We start from the raw sequence: 18,057 nt of genomic DNA, 5'->3' as shown, positions 1-18,057 counted from the left end.
TCGGGCGCCCCTCAGGCGCTCCTCCCGGCCACCGTAGGCGGGCAAAAGGGACGTAGCATCCCGAGCGATCCGGGCTTGCACCTCACGCGACGTGAGGACCCAGGCTGGTCCTCGTACCCGCACGACAGCAGCGAAAGGAGCGGGCGGTGAGCGGTTCCTATCCCGTCGGCCAGGTGGCGCGCCTGGCCAAGGTCACGGTGCGCACCCTGCACCACTACGACGAGATCGGGCTCCTCACGCCCAGCACGCGCAGCCACGCCGGACACCGTCGCTACAGCGACGCCGACCTGGACCGCCTCCAGCAGATCCGCTTCTACAGGGAGCTGGGTTTCCCGCTGGAGGAGATCGCCGTACTGCTCGACGACCCCGCGTCCGACCCGCAGGAGCACCTGCGGCGCCAGCACGGGCTGCTCACCGAGCGCATCACCAAGCTGCAGGAGATGGCCACGGCCGTCGAGACCGCCATGGAGGCGAGACGCATGGGGATCAACCTCACCCCTGAAGAGAAGTTCGAGGTCTTCGGAGACCACGACCCCGACCAGTACGAGGACGAGGTCAAGGAGCGCTGGGGCGACACGGAGGCGTACGCCGAGTCGCGCCGCCGCGCGGCCTCGTACACCAAGGAGGACTGGCAGCGGATCACCGGCGCCATGGACGCGCTGCACACGCGCATGGCGGACCTGATGGACGCCGGGACGCCCGCCGCCTCTCCGGAGGCGATGGACACGGCGGAGGAGCACCGGCTGCTGATCGCCGACAGCTACTGCGCCTGCCCGCACGAGCTGCACGTCTGCTTCGGCGCCATGTACGTGGACGACCCGCGCTTCACCGCCACGTACGACGCGATCCGCCCGGGGCTCGCCGTGTACCTGCGCGACGCGATCGTGGCGAACGCGGCGCGGCAGGGCTCCTGAGGGGGTGAGTGGCGGAGGCGGTGCGGCTAGCGTGATCCCGTCGGTGGAACCTGTCGCTCCCGGCCCGCGTTGATAGCTTTGAGCAGCGTGGCCGAAGCCATCACTACGCACGGCCCGCCCCGCACCCCCTCCGCCATACGCCTCACACCCACAGGAGCCCGGAACCGTGCAGACGCTTGCGCTCGGACCAACCTGGTTGGATCCGGACTACCTGCTGAACCAGTTCGGTCTGTGGGGCCTGCTCCTCATCGTGTTCGCCGAGTCGGGGCTGCTCATCGGCTTCTTCCTGCCGGGCGACTCGCTCCTGTTCACCACGGGCCTGCTGATCACGACGGACAAGCTGGACACTCCGCTGTGGCTGGCCTGCATCCTGATCTGCATCGCCGCGATCGCCGGTGACCAGGCCGGGTATCTCTTCGGCAAGAAGGTCGGCCCGTCCCTGTTCAACCGCCCGGACTCCAAGCTCTTCAAACAGGAGAACGTGGTCAAGGCCCACGAGTTCTTCGAGAAGCACGGCCCCAAGTCCCTGGTCCTGGCCCGCTTCGTGCCGATCGTGCGCACGTTCACGCCGATCATCGCGGGCGTCAGCGGCATGCGCTACCGCTCGTTCATCACGTTCAACGTCATCGGCGGCATCCTGTGGGGCGCGGGGGTCACGCTGCTCGGCGCGTGGCTCGGCAAGCACGAGTTCGTGCACAAGAACATCGAGGCGATCCTCATCCTGATCGTCCTCATCTCGGTGGTCCCGATCATCATCGAGTTCCTGCGGGCCCGCTCGCAGAAGAAGAAGGCGGACGCCCAGGCCCCGGCGGCGGCCCCGGCCCCCCCGGCGGCCCAGGACGACACCCCCGCGAGCACCCCCGAGGCCGCGCGCCCGTACCAGCCGCAGCAGCCGCAGTACCCGGGCCAGCAGCACCAGCAGCACCAGCAGTCCTCGTACCCGGGCCAGTACCCCGACCAGTCCCAGTACCAGGCCCAGCAGCCGCAGTACCCCGGCGGTCCGTACCAGCAGCAGTACCAGCACCCCGGCCAGCAGCCCCAGCACCAGCAGTACGGCGGCCAGGCCGACCACCAGCAGTACGCCTCCCCGTACGAGGGCCAGCAGCAGTACCAGCCCCAGCAGCCGTCCCCCTACGACAACCAGTACGGGAACCAGTACGAGGGCCAGTACGGGAACCAGCACGGCGGCCAGTACGAGGGCCAGCACAACGGCCAGTACGAGGGCCAGCACAACGGCCAGTACGCCGCCCCCGCGGACGGCCAGCCGTACCAGCCCCAGCAGCCGTACCCGCACCAGCAGCTCCCGCAGCAGGGCCAGCAGCACCCGTACCCGGGGCAGCAGCCGCAGCACCCCGAAGAGCCCCAGCAGGGCCACCCCCGCTACTGACCGGGCAGGACGGACTAGAAGCCGCGCGTCCGCTTGGCCGCGCGGCGCCCCTGTGCCTCCTGCGGCGGCCGCGGTCCCTTGAGGAAGAGCCGCGACAGCTCCCCGCCCAGGTTCACCCCTATCGCGATGGCGAGGGCGAGCGCCGCCGCCTTGGACAGCGACGCGAGCCCCGGGTTGAGGTTGTTGCGGGCGATCTCCAGCAGCCCGAAGTACGTGGCGCTACCGGGAAGCAGCGGGCCGATCGCCGCCGTCACGAACGGCAGCGCGGACGCGAACCGGTAGCGCGAGAGCAGCTGCCCGAACAGGCCCACCAGGCCCGCCGCGACGGCCGTGGCGGCCACCGGCGAGATGTCCCCGGCCCGGGCGAGCGCGCCGAACACGACCCACGCCACGCCGCCATTCAGGGTCACGAGCAGCACGGTGGATCGTTCCTGCTGGAGCAGGATCGCGAAGGCGCAGCTCAGCGCCATGGACGCGAGGATCTGGATCAACGGCCGGTCGGTGGAGTGGATCGACGTCTCCGGGTTGAGCCCCGCGTCCAGCTGCACGCCCAGATAGAGCACGAGCAGGACGCCGCAGACGATCCCGACGATCAGATACCCGACTTCGAGGAGCCGGGCCGCGGCGGTGATGTAGTAGCCGGTCAGACCGTCCTGCACGCCCGCGACCAGGGCCCGCCCCGGGATCAGCGCGAAGAGACCACCGGTGATCACCGCGGAGGCCCGTACGTCCGGCAGGTCGAGGAGGCTGATCGCCACGCCCATCGCGGCGGGCGGCATCGCCGCCACCACGAACTGGTAGAACTCCGGAAGCCCGCGCCCGGCGCACAGCCACGCAAGGCGGTCGCCCAGCATCGCGCCGATCGCCGCCGCGACGAACACCACGACCCCGCCGCCCACGAGCACGGACGCGGCGCCCGCGAGCACCCCGCCCGCCGCTGTCAGGGCCCACCCCGGGTAGGGGTGGCGGTTGCGCCGGATCTCCGCGAGACGCCGGTAGGCCTCCTCCGGGGAGACGTCGACCTCTTCGGAGCTGATGTCGTCGACGAGCCGGAAGACGGCCTGCAGCCGCGTGTAGTCGGTGCCCCGGCGGCGTACCGTACGGGACGCCGTGACGGGGTCGTCGACGAGCGAGGGCTGGTGCGAGATGGCGATCAGCGTGAACGTCACGTTCGGCTCGCAGCGGTCCAGGCCGTACGCGCGCGTGACGGCGAACATCGCCGCCTCCACGTCCTCGGCGCCCTCGCCGCCCGCGAGCAGCAGCTCCCCGATGCGCAGCGTCAGGTCGAGCACGCGCGGCACGGCGGGCCCGGACTCGTCCTCGTGCCGCTGCGTGGCCTCGGGGGCCGGGCGCTCGGCGACCGGGGTGCGCAGCATCGTGCGCATCCGGTCCTGCCAGGGCGCCTCCTTGGTGAGCCGGACCATCGGCACACCGCCCGGCGGCGTGAAGGCGGGCGGCGACTGCCGTCCGTCGTACGCCTGCGGCGTGGTGAAGGCCGAGGACTCCTTGTCCTCGGGCACGACGGGAATTCTCAGCCCCGTGGGGATCGTGAACTCCGAGGACGGATGATCGTCCTCCGGCACCGCCGTCTGCTCGACCCCGCCCACCGGGGCGAAGGCGCTGCGCGCCTCGTCCGACTGCGGCTTGCGGTCCTCGTCCTCCGGGTCAGCCACCGCTTCCCCTCGCTCCCTTCCATGCGCCCGCACCGGCGCGCCGCTCTCGCGGATGTGGTCACCCGCCGTGGGGGTGTCTCAATTGATCGTTGCCGTTTTCGCTCGTCTCAGTATGCGTCCGGGCACACAAACGGGCCGTGTGACCTCAGGAGGGGTCACACGGCCCGTTCGGGTGCCTACGGCTCAGTGGCCGCCGTTGCTCTGGAAGCGCTTGTACGAGGCCTCGATCTCGGCCTCGGCGTCGGCGCGGCCGACCCAGTCGGCGCCCTCGACGGACTTGCCCGGCTCCAGGTCCTTGTAGACCTCGAAGAAGTGCTGGATCTCCAGGCGGTCGAACTCGGACACGTGGTGGATGTCGCGCAGGTGCTCGACGCGCGGGTCGGAGGCCGGGACGCACAGCAGCTTGTCGTCGCCGCCCGCCTCGTCGGTCATCCGGAACATGCCGATCGCGCGGCACTTGATGAGGCAACCGGGGAAGGTCGGCTCGTCCAGGATCACCAGGGCGTCCAGCGGGTCGCCGTCCTCGCCCAGGGTGTTCTCGACGAAGCCGTAGTCCGCCGGGTAGCTGGTGGACGTGAAGAGTCGACGGTCCAGGCGGATGCGGCCGGTCTCGTGGTCGACCTCGTACTTGTTCCGCGAACCCTTCGGAATCTCGATGGTGACGTCGAACTCCACGGGTGGCTCCTCCATGATCAGCACATACTTCGGGTGGTTAAGTGTCCCTCACGCAGATGTGTGATCGCGAAAGGGGCAGGTCGTCGTGGACGAGCGCATGACTCGGCGGTGGCTTCGGCGGCCGCTGCCGCTGCTGCGGCGGCTTGCCGTCGGGCCTGCCGGACAGCTCCGGACAGCCAAGACGTGGCAGGTCACGACGGGCTCCGCCGCCGTGGGCCTCGCCGTCGCGGCGGTGGCGGTCACCGCGGCCGGGCCCTGGGACTCCTCCGGTCAGCGTACGGCGGAGCGTCGCTCCGCCGCCTCTCAGGAAGCCGGGGGTGGCGCAGATCACCTCGGCTTTCCGGGAATGCGGGGCCCGCAGGCCGCTCCGAGCGCCCCGGCCGTGCTCGCCGGGCTCGGCGCCCCGGCCCGCGCGAAGCCGGGCGCCAAGGCGCTCTCCGACGTCCTGGATCCGGTCCTGAAGGACCGGGCGCTCGGCCCCGAGCGGGCCGCGGTCGTCGTCGACGTCACCACCGGCAAGCGCCTGTACGGCAAGCGCGCGGGCGACGCCCTCACCCCGGCCTCCACCACGAAGATCGCCACCGCGGTGGCCGCGCTCTCCGCCGTGGGCCCCGACCACCGGCTCACCACACGGACCGTCCTCGAACCCGGCTCCCGGAAGGTCGTCCTCGTCGGCGGCGGCGACCCCACCCTGACCGCGCGCAAGGAGGGCCGGTACGTGACGGGCTTCGCCAGCCTGCGCGCCCTGGCCGACGACACGGCCCGCGCCCTGAAGAAGCGCGGCACCAGGGGCCGGGTGACGCTCGCCTACGACACCTCCCGGTACGCGGGCCCGGCCCAGCACCCCATCGGGCCGAACGAGAACATCACGCCGGTCAGCGCCCTCATGGTCGACGAGGGCCGCCTCGACGACTCCACCTCGGGCCCCGCCCCGCGCTCCACCGACCCGGCGGCGGACGCCGCGCTGAAGTTCGCGGACCTGCTGCGCGAGCGGGGCGTCGACGTTCAGGGCGAGCCCGCCCGCGCCAAGGCCTCCCCGCGCGCGGGCAAGCTGGCGCGGACCTCGTCGCCCGCCCTCTCCGTGCTCGTCGAGCGCATGCTGACCCACAGCGACAACGACATCGCCGAGGCCCTCGCGCGCGAGGCCGCCAGGGCGAGCGGCCAGCGGCCGAGCTTCGACGGCGGCTCCCGGGCGGTCCGCGCCCGCCTGAAGAAGCTCGACCTCCCCTTGTCGGGGGCGAAGTTCGCCGACGGCAGCGGCCTCGACCGCGCGGACCGGCTCAGCGCGGACCTGCTCGCCGCGCTGCTCGCCCGCGCCGCCGACCGCGACCACCCCGAACTGCGCTCCGTGGTCACCGGCCTGCCCGTCGCGGGCTTCACCGGCACCCTCGTCGACCGCTACCCGAAGGGGTCGCCGGGCACGGGCCTGGTCCGCGCCAAGACCGGCACGCTCACCGGCGTCAACGCCCTGGCCGGCACGGTCGTCACCGCCGACGGGCGGCTCCTGGCCTTCGCCTTCATGACGACGGGCACGACGGACGCGGGCGGGGCCCAGGCGGCCCTGGACGCCATGGCCTCGGCGACAGCCGCCTGCGGCTGCGCCCCGTAGCCGCGCCCACCGGCCCCGGCGCGGGCGGCGGGCCCGGCCGAAGGGCGCCCCAACCCGGTACGCGCGCGCGGCCGACCACGTACCGTTGACGCATGACGAGCCTCGGTGGTGCGGAGATGGTCGACTGGAATCTCGCGGTGGCGACCGCGACCCGGCTCGTGCGGCCGGGCCCGGAGGTGAGCCGGGACGAGGCCCGCGCCGTGGTCGCGGAGCTGCGCCGGCACGCCAAGTCCTCGGAGGAGCACGTCCGTTCCTTCACCAGGATGGGCACCGACGCGACCCATGACACACCCGTGCTCGTGGTCGACCGCGCGGGCTGGGTCCGGGCGAACGTGGCCGGGTTCCGGGAGGTCCTCAAGCCCCTCCTGGAGAAGATGAAGGACCGGCGCGGCGGCGGCCCGGGCGGCGCCGTCCTCGGCGCGGTCGGCGGCAAGGTGACGGGCGTGGAGCTCGGCATGCTGCTGTCCTTCCTCGCGTCCCGCGTCCTCGGCCAGTACGAGACCTTCGCCCCCGCCACCCGCGAGCTGCCCGCCGGGGCGAACGGCGGCGGCAGGCTCCTCCTCGTCGCGCCGAACATCGTGCACGTGGAGCGCGAACTGGACGTCGACCCGCACGACTTCCGCCTCTGGGTGTGCCTGCACGAGGAGACGCACCGCACCCAGTTCTCGTCCGTGCCGTGGCTGCGCGACCACCTGGAGAGCGAGATCCAGGCCTTCCTCGGCGAGACCGAGGTGGACCCGATGACTGTCCTGGAGCGCATCAGGGAGGCCGCGCAGAGCCTGGCGGGCGGCCGTCCGGAGGCCGAGGAGGACGACGGCGGCCGCTCCTTCGTCGACCTGGTGCAGACCCCGACGCAGCGCGAGATCCTGGCCCGCCTGACGGCCGTGATGTCCCTCCTGGAGGGCCACGCGGACTACGTGATGGACGGCGTCGGCCCCGGTGTCGTCCCGTCCGTCGGCGAGATCCGCGAGAAGTTCAAGGAGCGCCGCCAGCGCGGCGCGAGCCGCCTCGACCAGGCCCTGCGCAAGCTCCTCGGCCTGGACGCCAAGCTGCGGCAGTACCGCGACGGGGAGCGCTTCGTGCGGGCCGTCGTCGACGAGGTCGGCATGGACGGCTTCAACCGCGTATGGACCTCTCCGAACACGCTTCCCACCAAGGCGGAGATCGCCAAACCAGCGGACTGGGTCGCGCGGGTGCACCGTAAGGCAGACTGAGCGAACAGATGCGGCCGACGGCAGGAGAACGCCCCCGTTATCACCCGTCCGAGGGACCGTGAGCCATGGGTAGGCGTGCAATGCTCGGGTAACGGCTCGGTTCTGTCACCATCGACACACTCTCAGTGACCGATTGTGTGGGGATCATGGGATCCGTACCTCGCGACCCCCACGCGAGGGCGCTGAGTGACAGCCCCGAGGCTCACCCCCCGAACTTCATGAAGGGAACCAACCGGAATGGGTCCCCATCCTGCGGTCGCGGCGATACGCCTGGCGGTCCGCCGCGTACTTCACGACGTACTGACCGACGTTGCCGCCCAGCGCGAACTCGACTCCCCGCACGCCCCCCACGCAGACGCACACGCCTCCCCGACCGCACGCCCCACGCCGCCCGCACACGAGCCGCTCCCCTCGCCGCTCGTGCTCGTGGCGTGCTCGGGCGGCGCCGACTCCATGGCGCTCGCCTCCGCCCTCGCCTTCGAGGCCCCCAAGCTGGGCATCCGCGCCGGCGCCGTCACCGTCGACCACGGCCTCCAGGCGGGCTCCGACCTGCGGGCCGCCGAGGTCGTCGCGCGCATGACCGCCCTCGGCCTCGACCCGGTCGAGTCGCTCGCCGTGTCGGTGGGCCGCTGCGGTGGCCCGGAAGCCGCCGCCCGTGACGCCCGGTACGCGGCCCTCGACGCCGTCGCCGACCGCCACGGCGCCGCCGCCGTGCTGCTCGGACACACCCGCGACGACCAGGCCGAGACGGTCCTGCTCGGCCTCGCGCGCGGCTCCGGCATCCGCTCCCTGTCCGGCATGGCCGCCGTCTCCGGCACCCAGGGCCGCTACCGCAGGCCGTTCCTGCACATCGACCGGCAGACCGCGCGCAAGGCGTGCATGGTCCAGTCCCTGCCGGTCTGGGACGACCCGCACAACGCGGACCCGGCCTACACCCGCTCCCGCCTGCGCCACGAGGGCCTGCCCGCCCTGGAGAAGGCGCTCGGCAAGGGCGTCGTGGAGGCCCTCGCCCGGACGGCCCAGCTCTCCCGGGACGACGCCGACGCCCTTGACGCCTGGGCCGCCCAGGCCGAGACGTCCGTACGCGACGCGAACGGACGCCTGGAGTGCGCGAAGCTCTACGCCCTCCCGCCCGCGGTGCGCCGCCGCATCGTGCGCCGGGCGGCCATCGAGGCCGGTGCTCCGGCGGGCGCGCTGTTCGCCCGGCACATCGAAGAGGTCGACCGGCTCATCACCGGATGGCGCGGCCAGGGCGCCATCAATCTCCCGGGCAAAGTCGTCGCTCAGCGGCAGGGTGGCAGACTGGTGATCCGGCAAGGCTGACGCGGAAGACCGGTGGCAACTGGTTCCAGCTGTTTTCCCGACTCTTCTCCGCGGGCCGGTGGGACGACCGAAAGTGATGCGGGTGGACGCGAAAGACATGGGCACCGACCTCCAGTCGGTGCTCATCACCAAGGAAGAGATCGACGCGAAGCTGGCCGAGCTGGCCGCGAAGATCGACGCGGAGTACGCGGGCAAGGACCTGCTCATCGTCGGCGTGCTCAAGGGCGCCGTCATGGTCATGGCGGACCTGGCTCGCGCCCTGTCCACCCCGGTCACCATGGACTGGATGGCGGTGTCGTCGTACGGCGCGGGCACCCAGTCCTCCGGCGTGGTCCGGATCCTCAAGGACCTCGACACCGACATCAAGGGCAAGCACGTCCTGATCGTCGAGGACATCATCGACTCCGGCCTGACCCTGTCCTGGCTGCTGTCCAACCTCGGCTCGCGCGAGCCCGCGTCCCTCAAGGTGTGCACGCTGCTGCGCAAGCCGGAGGCCGCGAAGGTCGCGATCGACGTCGAGTGGGTCGGCTTCGACATCCCGAACGAGTTCGTCGTCGGGTACGGCCTGGACTACGCGGAGAAGTACCGCAACCTGCCGTTCGTGGGCACCCTCGCCCCGCACGTGTACGGCGGCTGACGGCGCGCGAGTTGCGCGGGGTGGCCCGGGCGGCGTAAGACGCCCGGGAACCCCCAGCCGTTTCCCGCCGTTGGAGCATGCGAAGGCGGGATTGCCAGCCGTCCCGTGCGGCTTCGGGTGACAATGCTGGGGTACCGTCCGAAGAACAGTCTTTTATCAAACTCACTATGGCAGGAGGTACGGAGCGGCATCGCTCCGTGTGGATGGACGTGAAGCGATACTTCCGTGGGCCAGTCATGTGGATCGTGCTGGCCGTCCTTGCCGTGGTCGTGTTGATGCAGGTCGTCGGTTCGGGCGGCGGCTATAAGACGGTGGACACCGGCCAGGTCGTGCAGGCCATCAACGACAACAAGGTCGAGTCGGCCAAGCTCACGACCGGTGACGATCACACCATCAAGGTGGAGCTCAAGGACGGCCAGAAGGTCAAGGGCAGCAGCAAGATCCAGGCGAGCTACATCGGCGACCAGGGCGTCGACATCGCCAAGATGCTGCAGGCCAAGTACGAGGACAAGCAGATCCCCGACGGTTACACCGTCTCGCCGTCGAAGCAGAACCCGTTCGTCGGCATCCTGCTGTCGCTCCTCCCCTTCGTCCTGATCGTCGTCGTCTTCCTGTTCCTGATGAATCAGATGCAGGGCGGCGGCAGCCGGGTCATGAACTTCGGCAAGTCCAAGGCGAAGCTCATCACCAAGGACACCCCCAAGACGACGTTCGCCGACGTTGCCGGTTCGGACGAGGCGGTCGAGGAGCTCCACGAGATCAAGGAGTTCCTCCAGGAGCCCGCCAAGTTCCAGGCGGTCGGCGCCAAGATTCCCAAGGGCGTGCTGCTCTACGGCCCGCCCGGCACGGGCAAGACGCTCCTCGCGCGCGCCGTCGCGGGCGAGGCGGGCGTGCCGTTCTACTCGATCTCCGGTTCCGACTTCGTCGAGATGTTCGTCGGTGTCGGTGCCTCCCGTGTCCGTGACCTCTTCGAGCAGGCCAAGGCGAACGCCCCGGCGATCGTCTTCGTCGACGAGATCGACGCCGTCGGCCGCCACCGTGGCGCCGGACTCGGCGGCGGTCACGACGAGCGCGAGCAGACGCTCAACCAGCTGCTCGTCGAGATGGACGGCTTCGACGTGAAGGGCGGCGTCATCCTGATCGCCGCCACGAACCGCCCGGACATCCTCGACCCGGCCCTCCTGCGGCCCGGCCGCTTCGACCGGCAGATCGCCGTCGACCGCCCGGACATGCAGGGCCGTCTGGAGATCCTCAAGGTCCACCAGAAGGGCAAGCCGGTCGCCCCGGACGTCGACCTCGCGGCGGTCGCCCGCCGCACCCCGGGCTTCACCGGCGCCGACCTGAGCAACGTGCTGAACGAGGCGGCGCTGCTCACCGCCCGCAGCGACAAGAAGCTCATCGACAACCACATGCTGGACGAGGCCATCGACCGCGTCGTGGCGGGCCCGCAGAAGCGGACCCGGATCATGTCCGACAAGGAGAAGAAGATCACCGCGTACCACGAGGGCGGACACGCCCTGGTCGCGGCGGCTTCCCCGAACTCCGACCCGGTTCACAAGATCACGATCCTGTCCCGCGGCCGTGCCCTCGGCTACACGATGGTCCTCCCGGACGAGGACAAGTACTCCACCACGCGCAACGAGATGCTGGACCAGCTGGCCTACATGCTGGGCGGCCGCGCGGCGGAGGAGCTCGTCTTCCACGACCCGACCACCGGTGCGGCGAACGACATCGAGAAGGCCACCGCCACGGCCCGCGCGATGGTCACGCAGTACGGCATGACCGAGCGGCTCGGCGCGATCAAGTTCGGCGGCGACAACACCGAGCCGTTCCTCGGGCGCGAGATGGCGCACCAGCGCGACTACTCGGAAGAGGTCGCGGCGCTGGTCGACGAAGAGGTCAAGAAGCTCATCGAGACCGCGCACAACGAGGCCTGGGAAATCCTCGTCGAGAACCGCGACGTCCTGGACAACCTGGTCCTCGCGCTGCTCGAGAAGGAGACCCTCGGCAAGGAGGAGATCGCCGAGGTCTTCGCCCCGATCGTCAAGCGCCCGGCCCGCCCGGCCTGGACGGGTTCCACGCGGCGCACGCCGTCGACCCGCCCGCCGGTGCTCTCGCCCAAGGAGCTGTCCCTGACGAACGGCGCGAACGGGGCCTCTTCCGCGGTGACCGCCTCCAGCGGTTCCAGCGCGGAGACCAAGTCCCTCGAGGTGGCCCCGGAGGACCGCCCCGAGAGCTGATCCCGCGCGCCTCAGCAGGCCCGGAATGGATGCCGTGCCCCCCTGGTTCTAGCCTGGGGGGCACGGCTCTTTTCGGCCGTCCGCAAGTACAGGAACCAGGAACGAGGCACAGATGACCGACCCCGTGACGCTGGCCGGCGAGGGCTCGATCGGCGAGTTCGACGAGAAGCGGGCCGAGAACGCCGTGCGGGAGCTGCTGATCGCGGTCGGCGAGGATCCGGATCGCGAAGGCCTGCGCGACACTCCGGCCCGGGTGGCGCGCGCCTACCGGGAGATACTCTCCGGGCTCCGCCAGGAGCCCGAGGACGTCCTGACGACCACGTTCGACCTGGGCCACGACGAGATGGTCCTGGTGAAGGACATCGAGATCGTCAGCCTCTGCGAGCACCACCTGCTGCCGTTCCACGGCGTGGCGCACGTCGGCTACATCCCCGCGGACTCCGGCAAGATCACGGGTCTGTCGAAGCTGGCCCGGCTCGTCGACGTGTACGCCCGCCGTCCGCAGGTCCAGGAGCGGCTGACCACGCAGATCGCCGACTCCCTGATGCGCATCCTCGAAGCGCGCGGCGCGATCGTCGTCGTGGAGGCCGAGCACATGTGCATGTCGGTACGGGGCATCCGCAAGCCCGGTGCCAAGACCACGACGTCGGCGGTGCGCGGCCAGCTCCGGGACGCGACGACCCGGGCCGAGGCGATGAGCCTGATACTGGCGCGCTGAGGCGGCTGAGAGGCCTGTACACGGCGTAGCGGCCCTCCGGGGGAGCGGGAGCTTCTGCGGGGGGCCGCGGGCGTCTGTGGGGCCCTTGAGGCGCCGTGGGGCGTCGGGTGGGGCCGCTCGGGGGCAGGCGGGGGTGCCCGGTATACGCCGCTGGGGTCCGGTGCGTGCCGCTCAGCTGCGGCGCCGTGTGTCACGCCGCCGGGACAGCCGGGGTGCTGCCGGGACAGCCGCGCCACCGGGACAGCCGCGCGGCCGGGACGGTCGCGCCGTCGCGGGCGGGCCGGGTCGGCGGTACGCCCGAGGTGGTGCGGGCGAGGCGGTACGTCCGAGGCGGTGCGGGCGAGGCGGGGTGGCGAGGTGGTGCGGGCGGGGCGGGGCGGTGCGGGAGGTCAGGCCGCCGGGGCCGCGCCGCCGTGCTCGTCGTCGCCGTTCTCCGGCAGCTTGCACACGCGCTCCAGGAAGAACGCGGCCGCTATCACGCCGATGCCCGCGACCACCGAGAAGGCCGCGTAGTACGCCTGGTCGCGGCGGTCGGGGATGTCGAGGAACCCGAGCAGGAAGACGCCCACGCCACCGTACATCCCGCACACCAGGGCCGCGACCAGGGCGCTCGCCTGGCCGAAGACCACCGCGCGGGCCGCCATCAGCGGCTCGACGCCCTTGGCTCCGGGCCGCCGCTCGCGCTGGGCCCGCAGCCGGGCGCGCAGCGAGATCGCCGTGGCGAGGAGCACCACGGCGATCACCGCGAGGACGATGGGCGCGGCGAGGGGCACGCGCGGCAGCGTGTCCACGGAGTTCCACAGCCGGGCGCCCGCCCAGGAGAGCACCCCGGCGACGACGAAGAGACCTGCCAGCGTCCTCACGCGCAGTTGCTTCATTCCGGAGGTCGCCCCTTTTTGCCTCTGTCCCGCTGCCGCCTTCTCGGTAGACCCTAACGACTACTCGGGCAGGCGGAGTTCCAGGTCGGCGCGCGGCGTGACGCCTTCGCGGGTGAGGTCGTCGAGCAGGTCCGCGACCGGGCCGTGGCCGGTGAGCCGCGCCTCCGGCTCCACGTCGTACCACGGGGCGAGCACGAAGGCCCGCTCGTGCGCGCGCGGGTGCGGCAGGGTGAGCGCCGGGTCGTCCGAGACGACGTCGGCGTACGCCACGATGTCCACGTCGAGCGTGCGGGCGCCCCAGCGCTCGTCGCGGACGCGGTGGAAGGCCTCCTCGACGGCCTGCGCGCGCTCCAGGAGCGAGGCCGGGGGGAGCGTGGTCTTCACGACCACCACCGCGTTGAAGTACGCGGGCTGCGAGCCGGGCTCGACGCCCCAGGGCTCCGTCTCGTACACGGGGGAGACTGCCTTGACCCGCAGGCCCGGGGTGTCCTCCAGGGCGTCGACGGCGCCCTGGAGGGTCTCCAGGCGGTTGCCCAGGTTCGCGCCGAGGGAGAGCACGGCGCGGTGGGGGTTCGAGAGCGTGGTGTCGGCGGCGTCCACCTGCTCCACCACGGAGGCGGGTACCGGCTGGACGGTGGGGTCGCTGTGGGGGCTCATACGCGGCTCCGGGTGATGGTGACGGTCACGTCGTCGAACGGGACGGTGATCGGGGCGTCCGGCTTGTGCACGGTGACCTCGACCTCCAGGACGCCGTCGTGCTTCAGACAGGCCTGGGCGATGCGCTCGGAGAGCGTCTCGATGAGATTCACCGGCTCGCCCTCCACGACGGCCACGACCTCCTCCGCCACGATGCCGTAGTGCACGGTCTTCGCCAGGTCGTCGTCGGCAGCGGCCGCACGGGTGTCCAGGCCCAGGACCAGGTCCACGATGAAGGTCTGGCCCTCCTCGCGCTCCCGCGGAAAGACACCGTGGTGCCCGCGGGCCTTCAGGCCGCGCAGCGCGACACGATCCACGCGAATCACTCCTGACAGTCGTCGGTACGGCCGGTCCCTGCCGAGTGCGGTCGGCACCCCAGCCACATTCGAATCTACCTGCGGGCACCGACAGCGTTCGCCCGCGGGGCCGCCGGAAGGCCTCGCCGTCGGCGTCCGCCGGTGCCCCTACCCACTCGGGGCGGGGCCCCACTCCCTCAGGAGGGGCTCTCGTCGTCCTCGTCGTCGCCCGACTCGGCGAGCACGGGTGACGCGTGGTGCGACCACAGCTTCCAGCCGTCGGAGGTGCGCCGGAACACGTTCGTGGCGACCACGAGCTGTCCGACGAGCGGGCCGAGCTCGTCGCCGTCGCGGGGCGCCGGGCCGCCGCTGAGGATGTTCTCCGTGCAGCTCACCAGGGCCGTGTCCCCGGCCACGCTGACCCGTACGTCGGTGAGGAAGAACTGGATGTACTCCGTGTTGGCCATGATCAGCGCGTACGAGCGCAGGACCTCGCCGCGGCCGGTGAGGACCGGCCAGCCCGGGTGGACGCAGGAGATCGCGGCCCCGTCGTCCTCGTCGTCGCCGAACCCGTCGGCGCCGCCGTCGCGGCTGTCGTCGTCCGCTCCGTCGGGAGTGCCGGGGCCCTCGTCGTCCTCCAGCTCCACGGGGAGGCGGGAGAGGGCGCTGGTCAGGCTCGACGGGCCGCCGCTGCCGGTGCCGTCCGCGAGGTCCGCCGGGTCCAGCCAGAGGTCCGTGACCGTGTCGAAGTCGCCGCGCTCCAGCGCTTCGTAGAAGGCGGTGTTCGCCCTCTCGACCTGCTCGATGTCCGTGCTGGCGCGTGTCACCGAGCGCCCGCCGCTCCGGCCGTTCCCGCGGCGCCCGCGTCCGTCACGGCCTGCGCCACCCGGACCGCGTCCGCCGTCGCCCGTACCTCGTGCACCCGGACCGCCCAGGCGCCCTGGTGCGCGGCGATCGCGGAGACGGCGGCCGTGGCCGCGTCCCGCTCGCGGGCGGGGGGCGGCGAGCCGCCGGGGCCCGCGAGGACCCGGCCGAGGAAGCGCTTGCGGGAGGCCGCGACGAGCACCGGGCGGCCGAGGCCGCGCAGCCGCTCCAGATGGGCCACGAGGGCCAGGTCGTGCTCGGCGTCCTTGGAGAAGCCGAGGCCCGGGTCGATGACGATCCGCTCCGGGGCGATGCCGCCCGCGATCGCGGCCTCCACGCGCGCGTGGATCTCGTCGACGACTTCGGAGACCACGTCCTCGTACACCGGCTTGGCGTGCATGTCCGTGAGGAAGCCGCGCCAGTGCATCACCACGAACGGCGCGCCCGCGGCGGCCACCGAGGGCACCATGTCCGGGTCGGCGAGCCCTCCGGAGACGTCGTTCACGAGCACCGCGCCCGCCGCGAGCGCCTGGCGGGCCACGGCGGCGCGCATGGTGTCCACGGACACCGTGACGCCCTCGGCGGCCAGGCCCCGTACGACGGGCACCACGCGCCGCAGCTCCTCGTCCTCGTCCACGCGCGGGGCGCCGGGCCGGGTCGACTCGCCGCCCACGTCGACCAGGTCGGCGCCCTGGGCGACCAGGTCGACGCCGTGCTTGACGGCGGCCGTGGTGTCGAACCAGCGGCCGCCGTCGGAGAAGGAGTCAGGGGTCACGTTCACGACACCCATGACCGCACAGCGGTCCCACTGGGGGAGCCCCTCGACCGATCCCCGCCCGCGCAACGTACTCATGCCTCCAGCCTAGGCCCGGGTGCGCGGGTGTTACGCCGCGCGGACCTCGTGCTGCTCGGCCGACCGCACCGACTGGTGCGGGCAGGGGCGGGGCCCCGCCGTGCGGCGGCGCAGGAACCGCGGCAGCGCGAGGGTCACGAAGCCCTCCGCCTGCATGGCCGCGAAGCCGATCCGGGGGAGGTCGCGGCTGGAGCGGTAGACCACGAAGCGCGGCTCCCAGCGCGGTCGGAACTTGGCGTTGAACTTGTACAGCGACTCGATCTGGAACCAGCGCGAGAGGAAGACGAGCAGTCCGCGCCAGGCCCGCAGGACCGGCCCCGCGCCCAGCTTCTCGCCGCGCGCGAGGGCGGCGCGGAACATCGCGAAGTTCAGCGACATGCGCGCGATGCCGAGCTGCGGGGCGGCCTGCAGCGCGGCCACGATCAGCAGCTCGTTCATGCCCGGGTCGGCGCTGCGGTCACGGCGCATCAGGTCGAGCGACACGCCGTCCTTGCCCCACGGCACGAAGTGCAGCACGGCCTTCAGGTCGCCGTACGGACCGGGCTGTTCGTCGGTCTTGTGGGCGGTCGCGATCAGGCAGTCGCCGTCCGAGGGGTCGCCGATGCGGCCGAGGGCCATGGAGAAGCCGCGCTCGGTGTCGGTGCCCCGCCAGTCGTCGGCGGCCCGCTGGATGCGCTCCAGCTCCTGCTCGCCGAGGTCACGGATGCGCCGTACGCGCGTCTCGTAGCCATTGCGCTCGATCCGCTTGACCATCTGGCGCACGTTGCGCATCGCGCGCCCGGACAGGGAGAAATCCGCGACCTCCACCACCGCCTCGTCACCCAGCTCCAGGGCGTCGAGTCCGGTCTCGCGCGTCCACACCTGGCCGCCCGTCTCGGAGCAGCCCATGACGGCGGGCGTCCAGGAGTGGGCCTTGGCCTCGTCCATGAAGCGCTCGATCGCGCCCGGCCAGGCCTCGACGTCGCCGATGGGGTCACCGGAGGCCAGCATCACGCCCGACACGACGCGGTACGTGACCGCGGCCTTGCCGCTCGGCGAGAACACCACGCCCTTGTCGCGGCGCAGCGCGAAGTGGCCGAGCGAGTCGCGGCCGCCGTGCTTGGCGAGCAGCTCGCGAAGGCGCGTCTCGTCGTCCTCGGTGAGGCGCGCCGCCGGGTGCTCCGGACGGAAGGCCAGGTAGATGGTGGTGAGGGCGGTGAGCAGGCCCAGGGCGCCCAGCGAGAAGCCGACGGTCCAGGGGGTGCGGCCCGTGTAGTCGACGGGGCCCTCGACGCCGAAGAGGCCGTACAGGACGTGCATCAGGCGCTCGGAGATGCTGGGGTCGCCCACGACCTTGTCCGGGTGCACGCTGACGATCACCAGACCGAGCGCGAGGGACCCGGCGCCGAGCACCACGAAGTTGGCGAGCGCCCGCCAGCGGCTGCGCGGGTCGGGCAGCGCGGCGAACTCCTTGCGGTGCCGGAGCAGCAGGACGAGCAGCGCGATCGAGATCAGCACACCGATGAACGAGTGACGGTATGTGAACTGTGCCACGGCGCCCAGCGGCAGCAGCACCACGGCGGCGCGCCACGCCCGGCGCTTGTTGCGGCGCAGACCGTGCGCGAGGAGCAGGAGCAGCACGCCGCAGCTGAGCGCGAGCGCGGCCGCGAACGGCCCGAACAGACCGGGCAGGACCTCGGCGAACGTGTGCAGACGGCTGTGGCGGAAGCGGGGGAACACCCCCGCCGCCACGTTCAGGAGCCCTACGAGTGCGCAGGCTCTGGCGACCAGGGTGGGGACGGCTTCGGGGCGGGGGCCGCGGAGGATGCGGCGCAGCCCACCCTTACCTCCTGGAACCACACCCGACATTTCCCCATCTATCCTGACAGACATCGCATCCCGTAGTTCCGCGAGAGAGCTTCGATCCGGTGCCAAATCCGGCAACCGGCAATATTGCGCCCTCTAGGACGGTCCTGCGGGGACACGGGTTCACTCCGAACCGGAAAACCAGCTCAAAGCTGGCGGAAAAGGCATGGCAAGGCCGAGGAAAGCCCCCCGGCCAGACCCGGGCCCAGGGCTCTGCCCCGATACCGGAGCCCGC

At 71.8% G+C, this 18,057-nt stretch carries 16 protein-coding genes; 8 read left to right on the top strand and 8 right to left on the bottom strand.

All coding sequences use genetic code 11. The features are described from left to right. The first annotated feature begins 146 nt into the window (after window positions 1–146). Together ACIG3E_RS03995 and ACIG3E_RS03990 are read left to right on the top strand one after the other, a co-directional pair. The gene (locus ACIG3E_RS03995) at window positions 147–914 is read left to right on the top strand and encodes a MerR family transcriptional regulator (RefSeq protein ID WP_399610935.1); all 768 of its coding nucleotides are present in this window, start codon (window positions 147–149) and stop codon (window positions 912–914) included. Between the two features lie 166 nt (window positions 915–1,080). Beyond that, entirely contained in the window at window positions 1,081–2,301 is a 1,221-nt protein-coding gene (locus ACIG3E_RS03990; protein ID WP_399610932.1) for a DedA family protein, read from the top strand. A 14-nt stretch (window positions 2,302–2,315) separates the two neighbouring features. Here the strand turns inward: ACIG3E_RS03990 and ACIG3E_RS03985 are convergent, their stop codons facing one another. Beyond that, complete coding sequence (locus tag ACIG3E_RS03985; RefSeq protein WP_399610930.1) at window positions 2,316–3,974, bottom strand: threonine/serine exporter ThrE family protein; 1,659 nt, start codon at window positions 3,972–3,974, stop codon at window positions 2,316–2,318. A gap of 183 nt (window positions 3,975–4,157) precedes the next feature. After that, the gene (locus ACIG3E_RS03980; protein ID WP_138966881.1) at window positions 4,158–4,649 is read right to left on the bottom strand and encodes an inorganic diphosphatase; all 492 of its coding nucleotides are present in this window, start codon (window positions 4,647–4,649) and stop codon (window positions 4,158–4,160) included. A gap of 97 nt (window positions 4,650–4,746) precedes the next feature. On the opposite strand from ACIG3E_RS03980, the gene dacB reads away from it, so the two are divergent. The 6 genes from dacB (at window position 4,747) to folE (ending at window position 12,390) form a co-directional block, all read left to right on the top strand. Next, the gene (gene dacB / locus ACIG3E_RS03975; RefSeq protein WP_399612150.1) at window positions 4,747–6,258 is read left to right on the top strand and encodes a D-alanyl-D-alanine carboxypeptidase/D-alanyl-D-alanine-endopeptidase; all 1,512 of its coding nucleotides are present in this window, start codon (window positions 4,747–4,749) and stop codon (window positions 6,256–6,258) included. 92 nt (window positions 6,259–6,350) lie between these two features. Then, window positions 6,351–7,472 carry a zinc-dependent metalloprotease gene (locus tag ACIG3E_RS03970; protein ID WP_138961095.1) on the top strand — a complete coding sequence of 374 codons (1,122 nt, stop codon included), beginning with the start codon at window positions 6,351–6,353 and terminating at the stop codon, window positions 7,470–7,472. 237 nt (window positions 7,473–7,709) lie between these two features. After that, window positions 7,710–8,795 (top strand): tRNA lysidine(34) synthetase TilS, encoded by a 1,086-nt coding sequence (gene tilS, locus ACIG3E_RS03965; RefSeq protein WP_399610926.1) that lies wholly within the window; start codon window positions 7,710–7,712, stop codon window positions 8,793–8,795. 76 nt (window positions 8,796–8,871) lie between these two features. Then, on the top strand, window positions 8,872–9,432 hold the full coding sequence (gene hpt, locus ACIG3E_RS03960; RefSeq protein ID WP_030679974.1) for a hypoxanthine phosphoribosyltransferase: 561 nt from the start codon (window positions 8,872–8,874) through the stop codon (window positions 9,430–9,432). Window positions 9,433–9,635: 203 nt separating this feature from the next. Continuing rightward, window positions 9,636–11,672, top strand: coding sequence for an ATP-dependent zinc metalloprotease FtsH (ftsH, locus tag ACIG3E_RS03955; protein ID WP_399612147.1), 2,037 nt, complete (start codon window positions 9,636–9,638; stop codon window positions 11,670–11,672). A gap of 112 nt (window positions 11,673–11,784) precedes the next feature. Further along, complete coding sequence (folE, locus tag ACIG3E_RS03950) at window positions 11,785–12,390, top strand: GTP cyclohydrolase I FolE (RefSeq protein WP_138961098.1); 606 nt, start codon at window positions 11,785–11,787, stop codon at window positions 12,388–12,390. 389 nt (window positions 12,391–12,779) lie between these two features. On the opposite strand, the gene ACIG3E_RS03945 is transcribed toward folE, so the two are convergent. From ACIG3E_RS03945 to ACIG3E_RS03920, 6 genes are all read right to left on the bottom strand, one after another. Further along, the gene (locus ACIG3E_RS03945) at window positions 12,780–13,268 is read right to left on the bottom strand and encodes a DUF3180 domain-containing protein (protein ID WP_242720558.1); all 489 of its coding nucleotides are present in this window, start codon (window positions 13,266–13,268) and stop codon (window positions 12,780–12,782) included. 60 nt (window positions 13,269–13,328) lie between these two features. Further along, window positions 13,329–13,925: a 2-amino-4-hydroxy-6-hydroxymethyldihydropteridine diphosphokinase gene (gene folK, locus ACIG3E_RS03940; RefSeq protein ID WP_399610924.1), complete on the bottom strand. Its 597-nt coding sequence runs from the start codon at window positions 13,923–13,925 to the stop codon at window positions 13,329–13,331. After that, complete coding sequence (gene folB / locus ACIG3E_RS03935; RefSeq protein WP_138961101.1) at window positions 13,922–14,281, bottom strand: dihydroneopterin aldolase; 360 nt, start codon at window positions 14,279–14,281, stop codon at window positions 13,922–13,924. The genes folK and folB overlap by 4 nt, the downstream gene beginning before the upstream one ends. A 176-nt stretch (window positions 14,282–14,457) precedes the next feature. Then, entirely contained in the window at window positions 14,458–15,087 is a 630-nt protein-coding gene (locus ACIG3E_RS03930; RefSeq protein ID WP_399610920.1) for a nuclear transport factor 2 family protein, read from the bottom strand. Then, window positions 15,084–15,977 (bottom strand): dihydropteroate synthase, encoded by an 894-nt coding sequence (gene folP / locus ACIG3E_RS03925; protein WP_399610918.1) that lies wholly within the window; start codon window positions 15,975–15,977, stop codon window positions 15,084–15,086. Before folP ends, ACIG3E_RS03930 begins: the two co-directional genes overlap by 4 nt. A 30-nt stretch (window positions 15,978–16,007) precedes the next feature. Beyond that, window positions 16,008–17,825, bottom strand: a complete 1,818-nt coding sequence (locus tag ACIG3E_RS03920; RefSeq protein WP_399610916.1) for a phosphatidylglycerol lysyltransferase domain-containing protein — start codon at window positions 17,823–17,825, stop codon at window positions 16,008–16,010. Window positions 17,826–18,057 lie beyond the last annotated feature (232 nt).

The organism is Streptomyces sp. NPDC053474 (assembly GCF_044544845.1).
Taxonomy (GTDB): Bacteria; Actinomycetota; Actinomycetes; order Streptomycetales; family Streptomycetaceae; genus Streptomyces.
Note: the sequence above shows the minus strand (reverse complement) of the source record. Positions and strands in the feature narration are given on the sequence as shown.

Bases quoted from the DNA above. Each gene is read 5' to 3' on its own strand.
- ACIG3E_RS03945 (WP_242720558.1), bottom strand. From the start codon at position 13,268: ATGAAGCAACTGCGCGTGAGGACGCTGGCAGGTCTCTTCGTCGTCGCC.
- hpt (WP_030679974.1), top strand. From the start codon at position 8,872: ATGCGGGTGGACGCGAAAGACATGGGCACCGACCTCCAGTCGGTGCTC.
- ftsH (WP_399612147.1), top strand. From the start codon at position 9,636: ATGGACGTGAAGCGATACTTCCGTGGGCCAGTCATGTGGATCGTGCTG.
- folP (WP_399610918.1), bottom strand. From the start codon at position 15,977: ATGAGTACGTTGCGCGGGCGGGGATCGGTCGAGGGGCTCCCCCAGTGG.
- ACIG3E_RS03970 (WP_138961095.1), top strand. From the start codon at position 6,351: ATGACGAGCCTCGGTGGTGCGGAGATGGTCGACTGGAATCTCGCGGTG.
- dacB (WP_399612150.1), top strand. From the start codon at position 4,747: ATGACTCGGCGGTGGCTTCGGCGGCCGCTGCCGCTGCTGCGGCGGCTT.
- tilS (WP_399610926.1), top strand. From the start codon at position 7,710: ATGGGTCCCCATCCTGCGGTCGCGGCGATACGCCTGGCGGTCCGCCGC.
- ACIG3E_RS03920 (WP_399610916.1), bottom strand. From the start codon at position 17,825: ATGTCGGGTGTGGTTCCAGGAGGTAAGGGTGGGCTGCGCCGCATCCTC.
- folK (WP_399610924.1), bottom strand. From the start codon at position 13,925: ATGAGCCCCCACAGCGACCCCACCGTCCAGCCGGTACCCGCCTCCGTG.
- folE (WP_138961098.1), top strand. From the start codon at position 11,785: ATGACCGACCCCGTGACGCTGGCCGGCGAGGGCTCGATCGGCGAGTTC.